Origin of the sequence: Niastella sp. (genome assembly GCF_045805085.1) — a bacterium.
Lineage (GTDB): Bacteria > Bacteroidota > Bacteroidia > Chitinophagales > Chitinophagaceae > Niastella.
This window is the reverse complement of sequence record NZ_JBJMLX010000288.1, coordinates 1-18,025: the sequence shown is the minus strand read 5'-3', so window position 1 is coordinate 18,025 and position 18,025 is coordinate 1. Positions and strand designations below refer to the sequence as shown.

At 45.2% G+C, this 18,025-nt stretch carries 21 protein-coding genes; 19 read left to right on the top strand and 2 right to left on the bottom strand.

Annotation, left to right across the window (positions count from 1 at the left end):
- Positions 1 to 72: 72 nt before the first annotated feature.
- The 3 genes from ACJ751_RS15075 (at position 73) to ACJ751_RS15065 (ending at position 2,277) form a co-directional block, all read left to right on the top strand.
- Positions 73 to 1,158, top strand: a complete 1,086-nt coding sequence (locus tag ACJ751_RS15075; RefSeq protein ID WP_407746329.1) for a Gfo/Idh/MocA family protein — start codon at positions 73 to 75, stop codon at positions 1,156 to 1,158.
- 89 nt (positions 1,159 to 1,247) lie between these two features.
- A complete protein-coding gene (locus tag ACJ751_RS15070; protein ID WP_407746328.1) occupies positions 1,248 to 1,844 on the top strand; it encodes a hypothetical protein in 597 nt (198 codons plus the stop codon).
- Positions 1,845 to 1,947: 103 nt separating this feature from the next.
- Positions 1,948 to 2,277 (top strand): hypothetical protein, encoded by a 330-nt coding sequence (locus tag ACJ751_RS15065; RefSeq protein ID WP_407746327.1) that lies wholly within the window; start codon positions 1,948 to 1,950, stop codon positions 2,275 to 2,277.
- A 236-nt stretch (positions 2,278 to 2,513) separates the two neighbouring features.
- Here the strand turns inward: ACJ751_RS15065 and ACJ751_RS15060 are convergent, their stop codons facing one another.
- Entirely contained in the window at positions 2,514 to 2,870 is a 357-nt protein-coding gene (locus tag ACJ751_RS15060; RefSeq protein WP_407746326.1) for a hypothetical protein, read from the bottom strand.
- A gap of 866 nt (positions 2,871 to 3,736) precedes the next feature.
- Here ACJ751_RS15060 and ACJ751_RS15055 point away from each other — a divergent pair.
- The 4 genes from ACJ751_RS15055 (at position 3,737) to ACJ751_RS15040 (ending at position 8,374) form a co-directional block, all read left to right on the top strand.
- Entirely contained in the window at positions 3,737 to 6,220 is a 2,484-nt protein-coding gene (locus ACJ751_RS15055) for a TonB-dependent receptor (protein WP_407746325.1), read from the top strand.
- Between the two features lie 462 nt (positions 6,221 to 6,682).
- Positions 6,683 to 6,949 (top strand): T9SS type A sorting domain-containing protein, encoded by a 267-nt coding sequence (locus tag ACJ751_RS15050; protein ID WP_407746324.1) that lies wholly within the window; start codon positions 6,683 to 6,685, stop codon positions 6,947 to 6,949.
- A gap of 358 nt (positions 6,950 to 7,307) precedes the next feature.
- Positions 7,308 to 7,571, top strand: coding sequence for a hypothetical protein (locus ACJ751_RS15045; RefSeq protein WP_407746323.1), 264 nt, complete (start codon positions 7,308 to 7,310; stop codon positions 7,569 to 7,571).
- A gap of 83 nt (positions 7,572 to 7,654) precedes the next feature.
- Positions 7,655 to 8,374, top strand: a complete 720-nt coding sequence (locus ACJ751_RS15040) for a pyridoxine 5'-phosphate synthase (RefSeq protein ID WP_407746322.1) — start codon at positions 7,655 to 7,657, stop codon at positions 8,372 to 8,374.
- 70 nt (positions 8,375 to 8,444) lie between these two features.
- Here ACJ751_RS15040 and ACJ751_RS15035 read toward each other — a convergent pair whose 3' ends face one another.
- A complete protein-coding gene (locus ACJ751_RS15035) occupies positions 8,445 to 8,726 on the bottom strand; it encodes a GNAT family N-acetyltransferase (RefSeq protein ID WP_407746321.1) in 282 nt (93 codons plus the stop codon).
- Positions 8,727 to 8,894: 168 nt separating this feature from the next.
- On the opposite strand from ACJ751_RS15035, the gene ACJ751_RS15030 reads away from it, so the two are divergent.
- The 12 genes from ACJ751_RS15030 to hisH all read left to right on the top strand — a co-directional run.
- Positions 8,895 to 9,140: a hypothetical protein gene (locus ACJ751_RS15030; protein ID WP_407746320.1), complete on the top strand. Its 246-nt coding sequence runs from the start codon at positions 8,895 to 8,897 to the stop codon at positions 9,138 to 9,140.
- Positions 9,125 to 9,424: a type II toxin-antitoxin system RelE/ParE family toxin gene (locus ACJ751_RS15025; protein ID WP_407746319.1), complete on the top strand. Its 300-nt coding sequence runs from the start codon at positions 9,125 to 9,127 to the stop codon at positions 9,422 to 9,424. The genes ACJ751_RS15030 and ACJ751_RS15025 overlap by 16 nt, the downstream gene beginning before the upstream one ends.
- 201 nt (positions 9,425 to 9,625) lie before the next feature.
- A complete protein-coding gene (locus ACJ751_RS15020; RefSeq protein WP_407746318.1) occupies positions 9,626 to 11,053 on the top strand; it encodes an anthranilate synthase component I family protein in 1,428 nt (475 codons plus the stop codon).
- A 73-nt stretch (positions 11,054 to 11,126) separates the two neighbouring features.
- The gene (locus tag ACJ751_RS15015) at positions 11,127 to 11,696 is read left to right on the top strand and encodes an anthranilate synthase component II (protein WP_407746317.1); all 570 of its coding nucleotides are present in this window, start codon (positions 11,127 to 11,129) and stop codon (positions 11,694 to 11,696) included.
- A 114-nt stretch (positions 11,697 to 11,810) separates the two neighbouring features.
- Positions 11,811 to 12,263, top strand: coding sequence for a GxxExxY protein (locus ACJ751_RS15010; protein WP_407746316.1), 453 nt, complete (start codon positions 11,811 to 11,813; stop codon positions 12,261 to 12,263).
- On the top strand, positions 12,260 to 13,252 hold the full coding sequence (gene trpD, locus ACJ751_RS15005) for an anthranilate phosphoribosyltransferase (RefSeq protein ID WP_407746315.1): 993 nt from the start codon (positions 12,260 to 12,262) through the stop codon (positions 13,250 to 13,252). Before ACJ751_RS15010 ends, trpD begins: the two co-directional genes overlap by 4 nt.
- Positions 13,253 to 13,261: 9 nt before the next feature.
- Complete coding sequence (gene trpC / locus ACJ751_RS15000) at positions 13,262 to 14,047, top strand: indole-3-glycerol phosphate synthase TrpC (protein ID WP_407746314.1); 786 nt, start codon at positions 13,262 to 13,264, stop codon at positions 14,045 to 14,047.
- A 53-nt stretch (positions 14,048 to 14,100) separates the two neighbouring features.
- Positions 14,101 to 14,739 (top strand): phosphoribosylanthranilate isomerase, encoded by a 639-nt coding sequence (locus ACJ751_RS14995; RefSeq protein WP_407746313.1) that lies wholly within the window; start codon positions 14,101 to 14,103, stop codon positions 14,737 to 14,739.
- A gap of 9 nt (positions 14,740 to 14,748) precedes the next feature.
- Positions 14,749 to 15,267, top strand: coding sequence for an N-acetyltransferase family protein (locus tag ACJ751_RS14990; RefSeq protein WP_407746312.1), 519 nt, complete (start codon positions 14,749 to 14,751; stop codon positions 15,265 to 15,267).
- 19 nt (positions 15,268 to 15,286) lie between these two features.
- Positions 15,287 to 16,534: a tryptophan synthase subunit beta gene (gene trpB, locus ACJ751_RS14985; RefSeq protein WP_407746311.1), complete on the top strand. Its 1,248-nt coding sequence runs from the start codon at positions 15,287 to 15,289 to the stop codon at positions 16,532 to 16,534.
- Positions 16,535 to 16,613: 79 nt separating this feature from the next.
- Positions 16,614 to 17,384, top strand: a complete 771-nt coding sequence (gene trpA, locus ACJ751_RS14980; RefSeq protein ID WP_407746310.1) for a tryptophan synthase subunit alpha — start codon at positions 16,614 to 16,616, stop codon at positions 17,382 to 17,384.
- Positions 17,385 to 17,395: 11 nt separating this feature from the next.
- Positions 17,396 to 18,025, top strand: a 630-nt coding sequence (gene hisH, locus ACJ751_RS14975; protein ID WP_407746309.1) for an imidazole glycerol phosphate synthase subunit HisH, incomplete at its 3' end; no start/stop codon positions are given.

Genomic DNA, 18,025 nt, shown 5'->3' with positions numbered 1-18,025 from the left:
TTCTAGCGAGCCATTTTTGCCCTTTGCCCTCTGCCTTTTCGTTAATACAAGAATAGCACTTCAATATATCATATGCAAAAGTTAAGATCAGCAATCATCGGTTGCGGCAAAATGGCGCAGGTACATGCGCAGGCATTAAAAAATATTGCAGAAACAGAACTGGTAGCAGTGCAAAGCCGCAGTGCAGAAAAGGCAGCCGCTACAGCGGCTCGCTTTGGGGTGAAAGCCTATGCTGATATTGCAGAGATGATACAAACAGAGCAGGTGCAGGTAGCCGTTATTTGCACGCCGCATCCTGCTCATCGCGAAGGCGCCCTGATTGCTATGCAAAACGGCGCCCATGTACTCACCGAAAAGCCATTGGCTGTTTCGTTGACCGATTGTGATGCTATGATGGAAGCGGCTTCCAAATACAATAAACAAATAGGCATGGTAAGCCAGCGCCGGTTCTACCCCGCCTGTTACCGGATAAAGCAGGCCATTGACGCGGGAAAACTGGGTACGCCCATGCTGGGTTCGGTAGTGATGTATGGCTGGCGCGATGAAAAATATTATAACAGCGATCCCTGGCGCGGCAGTTGGGATAAAGAAGGCGGTGGCGTGCTGGTGAACCAGGCGCCGCATCAGCTCGATCTGTTGCAATGGTATATGGGCAGTGAAATGGAAGAAGTATACGGCGTTTGGCAGAACATCAATCACCCGTATATAGAAGTAGATGATACCGCCTCGGCCATTATAAGGTTTAAGAATGGTGCGGTGGCCAATATCATTGTAAGCAATGCACAAAAGCCGGGTCTGTATGGCAAAGTACATATCCATGGCTCTACTGGTGCATCTGCAGGAGTACAAACCGATGGCGGTGCCATGTTTCTGCCGGGGCAACCAGCGGTGCTGGAACCACCGTTAAACGATATCTGGACGGTGCCCGGTGAAGAGCAACAACTGGAAGCTTTTCATAAAGCCGACAGAGATGAATTCAGGGCCACTAACGATCCTGTTGAATATTATGTTCGTCAACAAAACCGCGACTTTATAATGGCTGTGGCTGAGAACCGGGAACCACTGGTGACTGCTAAAGAAGGAAGAAAAACTGTGGAGTTGTTTACGGCCATCTATCGATCTACAAAAGAACGGCAACCCATTCGCTGGCCATTGTAAATAATTATCAGCTTCCTGAGAAAAAATATCTACAGAAACACGGTTTTATAGAAGTAGCAATTTTTGCATCACTTCATAAAACAGTTCGTATGGCAACATCAAACGGAAAATCGAAGAATAGGATGCAAAAGGAAGCCGATAAGGACCTTTCCAAAAGCTACAACCAGTTTAAGGAATATGAAGGACAGAAATATACTGGAATGAAGATAGGCCGAAGTCATAAATGGTACTATGATAAAGGCGAATGGAAAGAAACAAAAGTAACTCCCGACCTATGGACCATCAATTTTGGCGTAACCAAGCGGCGGGCCGGTAAGGCGCCGGAAGGTTCCGGGGTACCCGTAGGTACAGAATATCATTGGTATATCCTGGCCCATCAGCATGTACGAAAGTTAAACGCGAACGATTATACTACTGCACTTACCGGGCTCAAATACAAGCTCGCGCATAAAAGAGCAGAAACCGATAAATGGAATATCAGCGATAAAGCGCAGCGCAAACGGTTAATAAAACTGTTGAAAGATATGATCGATCAACTGGAAAATGCGCCGGAGAACCTGAATCAACCTCCAGACACGAAAGTAGTTCCACCACCAAAAAAGGCAGCTGCCAAACCAGCTTCTACCCAAACGACAAGAAGGAAGAAAACCGCCACCCGGAAAAAGAAAGCCGTGAAAGAGGTGTGAAAATAATTCCTCGCCACCGATAGTATTAATTATCAGTAGTTAAGCTGAAAGAGGCTATGGCCGCGGAATTGCATCAATTATATCTGAAATCAAACGTTTTGTTATGGTAATAAATGAAAAAGAATTTCCAGTGGTTGTACAGGCTTATCAACCTGCCACCGATGGAGAATTATTTGTGGCCGAACAAATGGTGAGAAATCAAACTGAAGTAGATACCTTTAGTAGCCGGTATGCCGGGTACGTTATTAAAGCGCGCGTTGTAAAAGAAAATGAATTAGTGACAAACTCAAATTATGATAATCGTACACGACGTACGGCTGTTCATCGCCGAGGTTTACCGGTATGGGCAATTCTTTTACTTATAGTTGTTGTACTGGTTGTAGTAGGATTCACCACTGGCTGGATCCAAAAAACCTTTGAATTAAATTTGTAATAGAAGTTTAAGTTTGTTCCGTTTTCGTTAACCGGCGGATAATAGTAACCGAGTTGTAAAACCGCACCCGCATTATCTACCGGTTTTTTTTATAAGACAATAAGAGGGTTCCCGCAAGCGGGGACAGTGAAAAGGAATAAATGAAAAACCACAAAAAAGAAAAGCTTCAAGTTGTTTTGCTTACCAATAACTTGAAGCTTTATCTTTTTAAGTCAACGGTTTTAATTTTTTATTTCCTATGGTAATTTATCACCTGGTAAGCCCATACCGGTCACAATTTCATAATTAAACACACCCGCCAGGACAGCAGGGTCCTTTTCCATCAAACGTTTTACTTCCTCTTTATCTTTGGTATTGTAAATGGCAACAGCAGCCAGGTTGGTCTCGTTGTCCATCACGGGCATGGTCAATACCATTTCGTTATCGCGGCGTTGCTCAAATATGTACGGCAGGTGTTCGCTTTGAATGATACGGGGCGTATCACTTAAGCCATAATTCTCCCCCTTTGTCAATACGACCAGCACATAAGGTTTAATAGTGGCGAGCTTGGTCATAATTTCGGGCGATGTAAATGCAAATGCTGGATTGCTCATTGGTTACTATTTTAGTGTTTGATTTGGTTTGGAATTGTGAAAACCTGAACCGGGAATGGGTGAAGAGGTGGGTTTGTTATATGATGCAATATAATATTTACATCGAATTGCAAATAGGGCTTTTAAAGATTAGAACAAAAAAAATGGGCTGAATAGACATTCAGCCCCTGTGAAAACACGCCTTCCAAGTAAATATGTTGATGTAGTTACAATCAAGTTAGGAATCCCCATGGCCCCCACGGCCGTTAATTGCAATCAGCTTCCTGCTCCCATTTCTTTTTTTAAGTACCCTGCGTCTGTTTCCTGATCTCTTTCACATTTTCGCTGATCGCATTGTTGAAGGAGTAATTTCCAACCAAATGCCAAAAGTATAAGGAGCTTACAACCAGTATTTTATATGCATGCCAATCACCATGCCAGTTCCCCGCGAGGGAACGATTTTCCAGAATTGGTTGGCCTGCTATCACTGATAAATAGAAGTACCTATCATCTAAAGGGTATGTGTAGGCTGGAATTGATCATTTTCAAGTGTAAGTATGCGTTAGGAATACATTTCTTAGTTTAAAGTACATGGTTATAATCTTATGCTTCCGGATTCAAAGTTTAAGTTATTGAGTTTGTTAGTTCAATTCACGGATCCCGACTTGTTCCACGTCCGCGTGCCGTTGAAGCTTTAGAGGAAGCGCAAGCCTTGGCGTAGGCGAATTTCCGCGACGAGGCCTTTGCCCTTTGCCCTTTGCCTTGCCCGCCGTCCGCGTGTCGCTGAAGCTTTAGCGGAGGCGCAAGCTTTAGCGAAGGAGGGCCTTTGCCTTGTTGCCTTTTCCAACATTTTCAACTAATTTCGACCGCAACAAAAACTTACCCGGGTGAAATTTGTTCCATTTTTACTGGTCTTCTTTGCAGTTTGTATCTCCGGTAGTGTGGTGGCACAGAAAAAGGCGGCCTGGGTATCAGGCCGGGTGGTCGGTGATAATGAGCAACCCCTGGATAATGTGTCCATAGTGATCTTAGGACGGCTTAAAGGCGTCATCACTTCCGATTCCGGTACTTTTCGCCTTAAAGTTCCAGCCGATAAAGCATTTGCCCTTGTATTCAGCTATACCGGGTATAAAACCGAGCAACGCAATTTCCTGTTGAATGAGAATGAAGAAGAAGCGGTGGTTATCCGGCTCGAACGCGGCGCCCGCGAACTGGAACCCGTGGTTATCACCAACGAGCGGCAACGGCGCGAGGCCGGCCTGGTGATCATCAATCCCAAAAATGCCATCAACATTCCTTCTCCCACTGGTGGAATAGAAAGTTTAATAAAAGTCTTCGTCGGTTCCAACAATGAACTGACCTCCCAGTACAACGTACGCGGCGGCAGTTATGATGAGAACCTGATCTATGTAAATGATTTTGAAGTCTTCCGGCCTTACCTGGTGCGCAGTGGTCAGCAGGAGGGATTAAGTTTTATCAATCCTGAAATGACGCGCAACGTAAGCTTTTACAATGGCGGATTCCAGGCCAAGTACGGCGATAAAATGTCGTCGGTGCTGGATATTCAATACAAAAAGCCGCGGCAGTTTGGCGGATCGGCCTATGTAGGCTTGCTGGAACAAGGCCTGCACCTGGAGGGTATTACTAAAAATAACAAGTTTAGTTACCTCGTAGGCGTGCGTAACCGCAGCAATCGCAACCTGTTGAAGAGCCAGGAAACACAGGGAAATTACGTGCCTTCTTCAAACGACCTGCAGGCTTTGCTGACTTACCAGATCAACGCTAAGAACAGCATCGAGCTGCTGGGAAATATCTCTCAAACTAAATTCACGCTTGTTCCGGCGTTCAGCCAACTCACTTCTTCCGTGTTCTCGCCCTATTTCAGCGCCAACCTGGGCATGGATATCTATTTCTCGGGCCGGGAAGAAGACCGCTACCGCACCAACATGGTGGGTTTGTCATTTATACAACAACCGAAAAAGAACCTGCGGTTGAAATGGATGCTGAGCCGGTTTGAGAACGATGAACGCGAAGGCATTGACATTACCGGCGCCTATATTTTTGGGGAACGCGAATTTGATAAAAGCAAATCAGATTTCGGGTTGATCAATAATCCGCTGGGAGCGGGACTGTATCAAAACTATGTCCGTAATAAACTGAATATAAAAGTTTGGAACGCCTCACACAAAGGCTACCTTGACCTGGGTCATCATTACGTTCAATGGGGACAAACCGCCGAACGCCAAACCGTGAACGATAAACTCCACGAATGGGAATACCAGGATTCGGCCGGTTACAGCCTTCCTTATAACCCCAATAACCTGGCGTTGAGCAGCCTGTTGAACTCAAAAGCCAATTTGAACATTACGCGGTTGAGCGGCTTCATCCAGGATAATATCATTTTACACGATTCCATGGGCGTGATCTTGCAGGCCGGCGTTCGCTATAATTACAACGACCTGAATAATGAATTGCTGATCTCACCCCGTTTGGGCGCCTCCTGGAAACCTGCCCACTGGCGGCGGGATTTCATTTTCCGTGGCGCTGTCGGGATCTATAACCAGCCGCCTTTTTACCGCGAACTGCGCCGGTACGATGGAACGGTAAATACCAACCTGAAAGCCCAGAAAAGCTGGCAGGCATCGGCCGGGTTCGATTATAATTTCCGTAACGGCAACCGCCCATACCGTTGGACAGTGGAAGCCTATTATAAAAACATGTGGGACGTGGTGCCTTACGACATCGACAATGTTCGCCTGCGTTATTTTGGCGAGAACATGGCGAAGGCCTATGCCGCCGGTTTGGAAACCCGCGTGTTTGGCGAACTGGTGAAAGATGCCGAAAGCTGGATCAGCCTGGGTTTTATGCGCACCCGCGAAAACCTGAAAGGGGATAAATATTTCGATTATAAGCTTGATTCACTGGGCGCCATAAAAGACAGTACCCAGAAGGAAGCAGGCTGGTTACGCCGTCCTACCGACCGTTTTCTCACTTTTGGAATGTTTCTGCAGGATTACCTGAGCACCAATAAAAACTTTAAAGTATACCTGAACTTCCTGTATGGCAGCAACCTGCCCTATAACATTCCGGGCAGTGTAAAATACCGCAATGCGCTCATCATCGATCCTTATATCCGTATCGATGTTGGGTTTAGCGCCCTGCTGCTGGATAGCGAAAAAAGCAACCGCCGCAGTCATAGTCCTTTCCGTAATTTTGAGAACATCTGGGCTACGTTCGAAGTGTTCAACCTGATTGACAGGGACAATACCATCTCTTACATGCTTATCAAAGATTTTTCCAACACCGTTTTTGCCATGCCAAACCGGCTTACACCCCGGTTGCTGAACCTGAAGCTGGTGGCAAGATTCTAAGAATGGGTTATTTAAAGCAATAGCTTAACGTATCAACAGCGGGTCATCCATACGGATGGCCCGCTGTTGTTTATAGCATACTCCATACACAAACTCTATATGTTCCGGATATAAGCTGAATGTATACCAGTCATAAGCCCGAGATATCCCGGATATAATTAAAGGCGGGATATCAGTGGAATATCTCGGAGACATATCCGGGATATCTCCGGGATATCCCTTGTATAAACATGAAAATGAGGTAGTTCTAAATACTTGTAATATGGAAATGCCAGGCTTTAGGAACGCTTGCAATCAGCTTTCCCGTTTTATTACCTTTTTTCCGGAAATGAGAATAGAATGTACCAACGTTGTTTTGCAAGCGATTGTATTACAGCGCGTTGTTTTTTGGCATTTTAATCGAATACCTATCATGAACGAGGAATTGAAGCAAACAAATCTAAACCCCTAAAAGATTACCGTATGATGGCTTTAAATGTGATTTCAACCCGCCCTAACCCATTCATTTCATCCCTTACCCTGGAGATAACGGCTTCAGAAGACCGTCCGGGTGTGGTAAGAATGGCCGATAACACCGGAAAGATAATCAGTCTTTTTTTGTGGAAACTGAAGAAAGGAATTAATATCAGCAATATAAATAATCTGAACAAATTAGGCAATGGATCGTACCTGCTCGATGTGATGGACGAGAAAGGCCAGATCCTGTGCAGCGTAAGAGTAGAAAAGTAAGTGATTGCTCCATTTGTGACGGAAAAACCTGTACAGGCAGCTTTACCTGGTAAAAGGGAAACATGTAGTAAGGTGATTTCGGTTTCCCAAATTAATAAAGTTTTATCCCAAACTGAGACAATGAACCGTCTGCTTATGTGGCATCTGACTGATTATGAATGTGTTGAAAAGTGGCATTCCATTAGTAATCTCTTTATAAATGATACTTGTGATACCATTAAACCATAACCATAACTCAGATAAGCACAAAGCGGAAAAAGACGCTGTTTCAATGCGGCAAAAATTAAACAGGATATTACAAATTGACCAAACCGGATCAGGTGGTAACGAAGGTACTAAAGACCCAAACCCAGAAAATATGATCCCTAAAGTTGTTGTCCGTCCAAACCCGTTTTTTACTTCCATAACGCTTGATGTAACGTGTGCACAAGGCAAACATGTGATTGTGCGGATGTTCGATGAAGACGATAAGATCGTAAAAATGTTCAGCTGGTTCCTGGTTAAAGGAATAAACATAACCAATATAAGCGAAGTAGAATTTTTGCCTGCCGGCGTTTACTCGCTGGACATTGTTGATCTGGAAGGAGACGTATTATACAACACCCACATTTCAAAAGGCTAGAGAAATATTTCAAACCCCTAACCCCGCAGGAGTTGTTTGCAAAAACAACTCCTTTTTTATTGTCAGTTCCTGTAATTTTGGGCATGACAAAGCTGAGTGTAAACATCAACAAATTTGCCACGTTGCGCAATAGCCGCGGAGGTAATAATCCCGATGTAGTAAAAGCGGCCATCGATGCAGAGCGTTTTGGCGCAGATGGCGTAACGGTTCATCCCCGGCCCGACGAACGGCATATCCGCTACAGCGATGTACGGGCCATTAAAAAGATCATCACCACAGAATTTAATATTGAAGGCAACTGCAGGGAACAAAAATTTATTGACCTGGTGCTTGAAACGCAACCTCATCAGGTAACGCTGGTGCCAGATGCGGAAGGGCAACTTACCAGTGACCATGGCTGGGACACCATACAGCACTGCGATTACCTGCGGGAGATGATCCAGACATTTAAAAAGGCAGGCATTCGGGTGTCGATCTTCGTTGATCCCGTTATTGAAATGGTGAATGGCGCCGCAGAAACCGGTACCGACCGCATTGAGCTGTATACCGAAGGCTACGCCCGGGAGTATACGAACAACAGGGAACAGGCCATTGCCAGTTATGTAACCGCCGCTAAAAGGGCCAATGAACTGGGACTGGGCATTAATGCAGGTCACGACCTCGATCTTACCAACCTGGCTTATTTTGCACAAAACATCCCGGGGTTACTGGAAGTATCCATAGGGCATGCCCTGATAAGTGATGCTTTGTATCTGGGGTATGAGAATGCGATACAATTGTACAAGCGACAGTTGAAAGGTTGACAAGTTGACGAGTGAACCAGTTGACGAGTTAACCAGTTAACAAGTTGACAATTGGCGAGAGAGCCTCACTTTACGCCAATACATCGTGCCATTCTGTGACCTTGTCTAACACCGATTTGGCGAAGGGGCAGAGGGGCACGATCTTGATGTTATGGGTGCGGGCATATTCAACAGCGGTGAAAACCAATTGCTTTCCTACGCCTTTTCCAGCCAAAGAATCATCTACTTCGGTATGCTCGATGGTCATTTTATTGGGGGTGGTCATTGAATATACCATTTCAGCCAGTATAGCGCCGTCCTGGCCCACATAAAACATACCTTTCCCGTGTAATTGTTTGTGTTGTATTACCATAATAAAATAGGAATAAAGCAATAATAATAAGCTCTCCCGAAGAAATCGGGACGGTAAACGGTTTGGGGGTTGGTCAATTGCAACGGTCGTATGTTGATCGTTTTCAACTTATTCCGGCCGGGCTGCAATTCAGGGGTAAAAATCGTATTTTTATTTAAATTGTTGGTTATGGATAAGAAGAAATTGAAGGAAGAATTACACCAATATATAGACAAGCTTGAAGATGAAACAGCCTTAAGCATGTTGCATGAGGCAACTGTTGAATACGAAAAGGCTGGTCAGAAGGATATTGTAGAAGATTTAACCCTTGAACAGGAGGCGCGGTTAAAAGAGTCATTAGAGCAACTGAACAATGGTCAGTGGAAATCTCATGAAGAAGTCATGAAAGAGTCAAGAACATGGCTGCGAAAATAAGGTGGTCCGATAATGCAAGAGAGGATTATAAGAACGTAGTTGACTATTTGTTACTGGAATGGAATGAAGAGATTGCCTTACGATTTATTGAAGTGGTGGAGCACAAAATACAGCATATCAAAGCCCACCCATTTACTGGACTACGTTCCAGGGGCGATCCTGAAATCAGGAACGTCTCCATCACAAAACACAATCGTTTATATTATAAGATTACTAAAAATTTGCTGGAAATTGTGAATATTTTCGATACCAGACGGCATCCCGATAAAAATATATACGGTTAATTAAAATAAATTTGGTCAAATCATTTTTGCATAGCACTTTTGTAAGCATAATGAAAAAGCAATTACAAAATAATCATTGGTGGTGGCATACAGACTCTAAAAGGGGCTTGTAAGCTACTGTTTGATGTTATTTTAACACCATATTCAGGCCCCGATTAACATCGGGGCTTTTTTTTGGACTGTTCTTAATGCGGCTGATTAATGAAAAAGATAAATATTACTACCAATTGTAAAAAGCTGCTGGCTGATGTGTTCACGCCGGTAGGCATTTACCTCCGGGTGCGCGATCGCTTTCGCGATACAGTACTGCTCGAAAGTACCGATCACCATGCAGCAGACAACAGTTACTCTTTCATTTGTATCAATGCCATTGCGGGTATCGAGATCACTTCTGCCAAAAGCATTGAATTTAAACTGCCTGGCCTGCCACCCGAAAAAGCCTCCATCACCAACAGTGCCGAAGTACCCGAGAAACTGTGGGAATTTATGCAGCGCTTTGAGGTAACTCCCGGCAGTGGTCGCGAAGCGAAATTCGCACAAGGCTTATATGGCTACACAACCTACGATGCCGTTCAGTTTTTCGATACCATTCACCTCGGTATTGAGCGCAAATCTCCGAATGGGCTGCCCGTTATCCCACTCATGCGCTATCGCCTGTATCAATACGTAATAGCTATCAATCACCATAAAGACGAACTATACATTTGCGAAAACACCATGCCCGGTGTGGAAAGTGAATTACAGGTAGTGGAGTCGCTGATCCGCAGTAAAGATGTACCGGTATATCCTTTTAAAACAAAAGGTCCCGAAGCTTCAAATATGACCGACAGCGACTATATGGATATGGTGAAGAAGGGAATTCAGAGTTGTTTGCGCGGCGATGTGTTTCAGATAGTGCTGAGCCGTTGTTTTGAACAGGGTTTTACCGGCGATGAGTTTGCCGTGTATCGCGCCCTGCGCAGCATCAACCCTTCGCCTTATTTGTTCTTTTTTGATTATGGCGATTACAAGCTCATGGGTTCTTCACCCGAAGCGCAGCTTATTATGCAAAATGGCAAAGCGGTGGTTCACCCCATAGCGGGTACCTTCAAACGAACCGGTGACGATGAAACCGATCAGCGCGAAGCCGAACGCCTGTTACAGGATGCCAAAGAGAATGCAGAACATGTGATGCTGGTAGACCTGGCGCGTAACGACCTCAGCCGCCTATGCGATGAGGTAAAAGTAGACCACTATCGCGAAGTGCAATATTATTCGCACGTAATACACCTGGTAAGTGAAGTGAGTGGTAAGATCCGCACGGGCAGCAATCCGTTTGCGCTGCTGGCCAAAACATTTCCTGCCGGTACTTTAAGCGGCGCGCCAAAATTCAAGGCCATGGAGTTGATCGATGCATTTGAGTCAACCTCCCGCAGTTATTATGGCGGCGCTATCGGGTTCATGGGTTTTGATGGACAATGTAATCATGCCATTATGATCCGCACCTTTATGAGCCGTCAGAACAAACTGATCTACCAGGCCGGCGCCGGTGTAGTGGCCGCCAGCAAACCCGAAAGTGAATTACAGGAAGTAAATAACAAACTGGGCGCTCTGAAAAAAGCCATTGTATTTGCCCAGGAGATAATTTAATTGGGACCCGGCTGAAGAAACGTATAGCAACACCGGTTGCGTCGCACACTTCAGCACCATAACAATACTGAACATGAAAATTCTTGTTTTCGATAATTACGACTCCTTTACTTACAACCTGGTACACTTGGTTGAAAAGATCTTGCATCAGAAAGTAGATGTACACCGCAACGACCAGATCCCACTGGAAGAGGTAAAGGCGTATGATAAGATCATTTTATCGCCCGGCCCCGGTATACCCGAAGAAGCTGGTTTGTTACTGCCTTTGATAAAGGAATATGCAGCTACCAAATCAATCCTGGGGGTGTGTTTGGGTCACCAGGCAATTGGCCAGGCATTTGGCGGCAAGCTGACCAACCTGAGTACGGTGTATCATGGAGTGGCCACCCCAGTGCAGGTTATCAATCGCAGTAAGCCGCTTTTCAATGGCCTGCCCGATGAATTTGAAGTAGGCCGTTACCACAGCTGGGTCGTAAGTGAAGAAGGTTTTCCCAAAGAGCTGGAGATCACCGCCCGCGATGCCAACAACTTCATCATGGCATTGCAACATAAAACATACGATGTGCAAGGGGTGCAGTTTCATCCGGAGAGTGTGCTGACGCCAAGAGGGGAAGAAATCCTGAGAAACTGGCTAAAAGTCTGAACTGGGATAGGTGGGATGTTTGGGATGTATGGGATGGGATTTTTGGGATAGTGGGATAGATAGGATAAGGGTATTTTTGATGCGCATGTGAGGTTTACAACTAAAACCTCTGTTATGACAAATCTTAAGTATAGCGATTTAACCGAGAAGATCATCGGGGCATCTTTTAGAGTACACAGCACCCTTGGTAATGGATTTCAGGAAGTGATTTACCAACGAGCCCTGGAGTTGGAGTTGAAGGCAGCGGAAATGAATTATGCCCGGGAGTTCGAAATGCCCATTTATTATCTGGATCAGCAAATAGGCACCAGGCGAGTTGATTTTTTAATTGAGGATAAAATAAGCGTAGAGCTTAAGGCCCTAATAAAATTAGAGGATGTACACTTTGCACAGGCAATGAATTATCTGGAAGCATACAATCTTGAAATTGGTTTGTTAATCAATTTTGGTAGTAAAAGATTAGAATATCACAGATTTACAAACAAAAAATATAACAATAAACTTATGCAACATACTACTATATCCAACTCATCCTATCCATCCCATAAATCCCAGTTCAGACAATGAAAAAAATATTACAATACCTGTTTGAACATAAAACCCTTAGCCGCGATCAGGCGAAAGACGTTTTATTAAACATTGGTAAAGGTGTTTATAACGAACATGAAGTAACGGCCTTTATGACCGTATACCTCATGCGCAGTGTAACCATCGAGGAGCTGCAGGGATTTCAGGATGCCTTGCTGGAGTTGTGTGTAAAAATAGACCTGAACGGGTTCCAGGTTATTGACATCGTAGGCACCGGTGGGGATGGAAAGAACACCTTTAATATTTCAACCCTGAGTTGTTTTATAGTAGCCGGTACCGGTCAAAAGGTGGCCAAGCATGGTAACTATGGTGCCTCTTCAATCAGTGGCGCCTCCAACGTAATGGAGCAATTGGGTTATAAAATGAAGAACGATCCGGACAGGTTGAAGAAAGAAGTGGATCAGGCCAATATCTGTTTTTTACATGCGCCGTTGTTTCACCCCGCATTAAAAACAGTAGGACCAATCAGGAAGAACCTGGGTATGCGTACCTTCTTCAATATGTTGGGCCCTATGGTAAATCCGGCGTTTCCGCCCTTTCAGTTGGTTGGGGTATACAACCTGGAAATGGCGCGGATCTATAATTACCTGTTGCAACTAACCGACCGGGCCTTTACCATTATTCATGGACTGGATGGGTACGACGAGATCTCACTGACCAACGATACCAAAGTGATTACCAACAATGGTGAAAAGATCATGACGCCTGAGCAGTTGGGCAAACGCATGGTAAACCCCGCCGATATTTATGGTGGCAATACCGTGGAAGAAGCAGCCAAACTGTTCACCAAAATATTGAAAGGCGATGGAAGCTGGGCGCAGAATGCAGTAGTGCTGGCCAATGCGGCCATGGCATTGCATTGCACCGGTAACTATAAAACCTACGAAGATGCATATGGCGCAGCAGTAGATAGCCTGGAAAGTGGCAAAGCAAATGAAGCGTTGACGAAATTAATTGCCTTACAGTAATACACTGAAATGAACATTCTCGATAAAATAATAGAGCACAAAAGAATAGAAGTAGCTGAACGGAAAAAACAGACCTCCGTAAAGGAACTGGAACAACAGGAAGGGTTTACACGTTCTGTATTATCACTCGGACAGTTTTTGCTCGATGACGCCAAAACCGGCATTATTACCGAGTTTAAAAGAAAGTCGCCTTCAAAAGGTATCATCAATGGCGCGGCCGATGTGGTAGAAGTTACCTCCGCCTATGCCCGTTATGGCGCTTCAGGCTTATCCGTACTCACCGATGAACAATTTTTTGGCGGCAGCACTGCCGATCTTATAAAAGCAAGAGTTAACCAGGTGCCTATTTTACGTAAGGATTTCATGATCGATGAATACCAGATTGTGGAAGCGCGGGCCATGGGGGCCGATGTGATCCTGTTAATTGCAGCCTGCCTGACACCGGCTGAAGTTAAACGGTTGGCATCTTTTGCGGCTTCTTTACAGTTGGAAGTATTGCTGGAACTGCATGCCGAAGAAGAGCTGGAACATATTTGTGATGAAACAAAACTGGTAGGCATCAATAACCGCAACCTGAAAACTTTTGAGGTAGACATCGAGCGGAGTCTGCGAATGGCGGAACGCATTCCTGCCGGCAAGATCAAAATTGCCGAAAGCGGTATCAGTTCTGTAGCCAACATCAGGCTCTTTAAAGAAAATGGTTTTCGTGGATTCCTGATCGGAGAGAATTTTATGAAAGATTCGCAACCGGGCGAGGCATTTCATAAATTCATAGCGCAACTGGAAACGAAATAATTAACACAGCGATTGCATGGCCAAAACCCTAACACTTAAAATCTGACTACGCTATGCGAGTAAAAGTTTGCGGTATGACACTGCCCGAACAGCTGGAACAATTAGGAAGCCTGGGCGTAACATTTGCGGGATTTATCTTTTATCCAAAAAGTCCGCGCTATGTTTTCAAAGGCCTTACTACCAGCCAGATCAGGAAAGAAAACAATATTAACAAGGTAGGCGTATTTGTAAATGCCTCCATTGAAGAAGTGTTGCACATGGTTGATGAATGCCGTTTGCACATGGTACAGCTGCACGGCGATGAATCACCCAAGTATTGCGAAAAGATCGCTGACTATGTATCGGTTGTAAAAGCATTCCGCATTAGTGAAACGGATAACATTGAGTGGATGATTAAGAATTATATGGACGTGTGCGATATGTTTATGTTCGATACCATGGGCGCAGGTTATGGTGGAACAGGCGTTAAATTCAACTGGAACATGTTAAAAGACGCTACCATTGGCAAACCTTTTTTCCTGAGTGGCGGCATTGAACCGGGTGACGAAGACAGGTTGAACGAATTTTCCACCCTGCCAATAGGCAAAGGCCTGTTTGCAGTAGATATCAATAGTAAGTTTGAAATAAGTCCGGGTATAAAGGACATGGCTAAAGTAAAAGAGTTTGTCACCAGATTGAACAGCAAGTATTAAACTTATTCTATGATCCAAATACGAACGGCTAAGGAAACTGACCTGGAAGCCATTCTGGAGATCTACAACGACGCCGTACTGAACACCACAGCGGTATATGACTATGAAGCACATACTCTGGAAATGCGGCGGCAATGGTTCCGGATAAAAGAAGCGCAGGGCTTCCCGGTATTTGTAGCCGAAGAAGGTGGCCAGGTAATAGGCTTTAGTTCAATTGGTCCGTGGCGTGCCTGGGCAGCGTATAAATATTCAGTGGAGAACTCGATATATGTAGCGGCCGATCAACGGGGTAAAGGCATTGGTAAATTATTGCTGGAACCGTTGATAAAAGCAGCAGAGGAACTGGAAATGCATACCATTGTTGCCGGTATCGACTCTACCAATGAGGTAAGTATAAAATTGCACGAGCGTTTTGGATTTAAAGAAGTGGGCCATTTTACCCAGGTGGGTTACAAGTTTGGCCGCTGGCTCGATCTTACGTTTATGCAGCTGATGTTAAAAACACCTGCACAACCGGTAGAAGGGTAATACTTAAACAATTTTGAACATGACGACGACAACAACATATCAACAACCTAATGTACAGGGGTATTATGGAAAGTTCGGTGGCGCATTCATTCCCGAAATGCTGCACCCGAATGTGGAAGAGCTGCGATCAAAATACCTCGACATTATTTACGATCCTGCTTTCCAAAAAGAATATAAAGCCCTGTTGCACGATTATGTGGGCCGGCCTTCGCCGCTGTATTATGCCAAACGCCTGAGTGAACAATATGGTACGCAGATCTACCTGAAACGGGAAGATCTGTGTCATACCGGTTCTCATAAACTGAACAACGCCCTCGGCCAGATATTGCTGGCGGAGCGCCTGGGTAAGAAGCGCATTATTGCCGAGACCGGCGCCGGTCAACACGGCGTGGCTACCGCCACCGTATGCGCGCTGAAAGGCGTGGAGTGTATTGTATATATGGGTGAGAAAGACATCGAACGTCAGGCGCCTAACGTAGCCCGCATGAAAATGCTGGGTGCTACGGTGATCCCCGCTACCAGCGGCAGCAAAACCTTGAAAGATGCCACCAACGAAGCCATTCGCGACTGGATCAACAATCCTGTTGATACCCACTATATTATTGGCAGTGTGGTAGGACCGCACCCATATCCCGATATGGTGGCGCGTTTTCAAAGCATTATCAGTGAAGAAATACGCCGGCAGTTAAAAGAACAAACCGGCAGTGAATTACCTACCCACGTATTGGCCTGCGTAGGTGGCGGCAGTAATGCAGCCGGTGCTTTTTATCATTTCCTGGAAGAACCAACCGTGCAACTCGTGGCAGTAGAAGCTGCCGGGCATGGCGTGCATAGTGGCTTAAGCGCTGCTACTACCCAGTTAGGCAAACCCGGTGTATTGCATGGCAGCAAAAGCCTGGTCATGCAAACAGAAGACGGACAGGTAGTGGAACCGCACAGTATTTCTGCGGGTCTCGACTATCCGGGCATTGGGCCCTTGCATGCCAACCTGTATGATTCAGGGCGGGGTTTGTTCTTAAGCGCTACTGATGAAGAAGCTTTACAGGCCGCTTTTAACCTGGCTCAAAAGGAAGGTATTATTCCGGCGCTGGAAAGTTCTCATGCGTTGGCCAGCCTGGAGTTTCTGAATCCGGTGAAAGCTAAAAAAACAGAAGCGCCCATACCGGCAAAAGCTATGTTCACCAGGGATTCTACAGTGGTAGTTTGTTTAAGTGGAAGAGGCGATAAAGACATGGCTACTTATATGAAAGCAATGGAAGGGAAATAAAATACCGTTACAAGTTACAGGTTCCAGGTTCCAGGGACCCTGTAACCTGCAACTTGAAACCTGTAACTCTTATTATAGAATGAGCAGAATAAAAGAATTATTCCAACAGAAAAAGAACAATATACTCAATGTATACTGCACGGCAGGCTATCCAAAATTAGAGAGCACCGTGCCGGTAATGAAAGCATTACAGGATAGCGGGGTCGACATGATCGAGCTGGGGATGCCTTATAGCGATCCGCTGGCCGATGGACCGGTGATACAGGCAAGCAGCACCCAGGCCCTGGCCAACGGCATGACCATTGCCACTTTGTTTGAACAATTAAGAGGCTTTCGCCAACAGATATATGTTCCGGTTATTTTAATGGGTTACATGAATCCTGTTTTGCAATATGGCTTTGAACGGTTTTGTCAGCACGCAGCAGATATGCCGATCGATGGCCTCATATTACCCGATCTTCCGGAGTATGAATTTGAAACGGAATACGGTCCTATTATGCAGCGGTATGGGTTGAATTTTATTTTCCTGGTAACCCCCGAAACCGCTGAAGAACGTATTCGCCGGCTGGATAGTTTAAGCACCGGTTTTCTGTATGCGGTTTCTTCTTCTTCCACTACCGGGAAGGACAAGGACATGAATGCGGTGAACAACTACCTGCAAAAGCTACAGGATATGAAACTGAAAAACCCCGTGCTGGTAGGCTTTGGCATAAAAGACAAACCAACCTTTCAACAGGCATGTGAGCACGCCAATGGCGCCATTATTGGCACGGCATTCATCAAAGCACTGGAAAATACCAGCGATGTAGCGGGTACTACCAAAAAGTTTATAACTGATATTAAAAGCTGATAAAACAAAGAATGGACCTGGTAATCATAAAATATAATGCAGGGAATATACAGTCGGTACTGTATGCGCTGGAACGTATTGGCGTAAATGCCGTAGTGACCGATGATGTTGAACAGATACAAAACGCAGGTAAAGTGATCTTTCCCGGAGTAGGAGAGGCCAGCAGCGCCATGCGTTATCTGAAAGAACACAAGCTGGATACGGTTATCAAAAACCTGCAACAACCCGTGCTGGGCATTTGTTTGGGCATGCAACTGATGTGCACTTATAGCGAAGAGAATGATACAACCTGTCTGGGTATATTCGACGAACAGGTTCGTCAGTTTATTCCCCCCTCTCCGGTTGTAGAGGGGTTGGGGGAGAGACCCGGGGGGACCACTGGCCGCGTAAAAGTTCCGCAGATCGGCTGGAATAACATTGTCAACTTAAAAACAAAACTGTTTGCGGATCTGCCAGACAACAGTTATTGCTATTTTGTACATGGCTATTACGCAGCATTAGGTGAACACACCATTGCTACAACAGATTATGTACAACCCTATAGTTCCGCCCTGCACAGGGATAATTTCTATGGTGTACAATTTCACCCGGAGAAAAGCGCCAAAGCAGGCGAGCAGATATTAAAAAACTTTTTGAGTTTA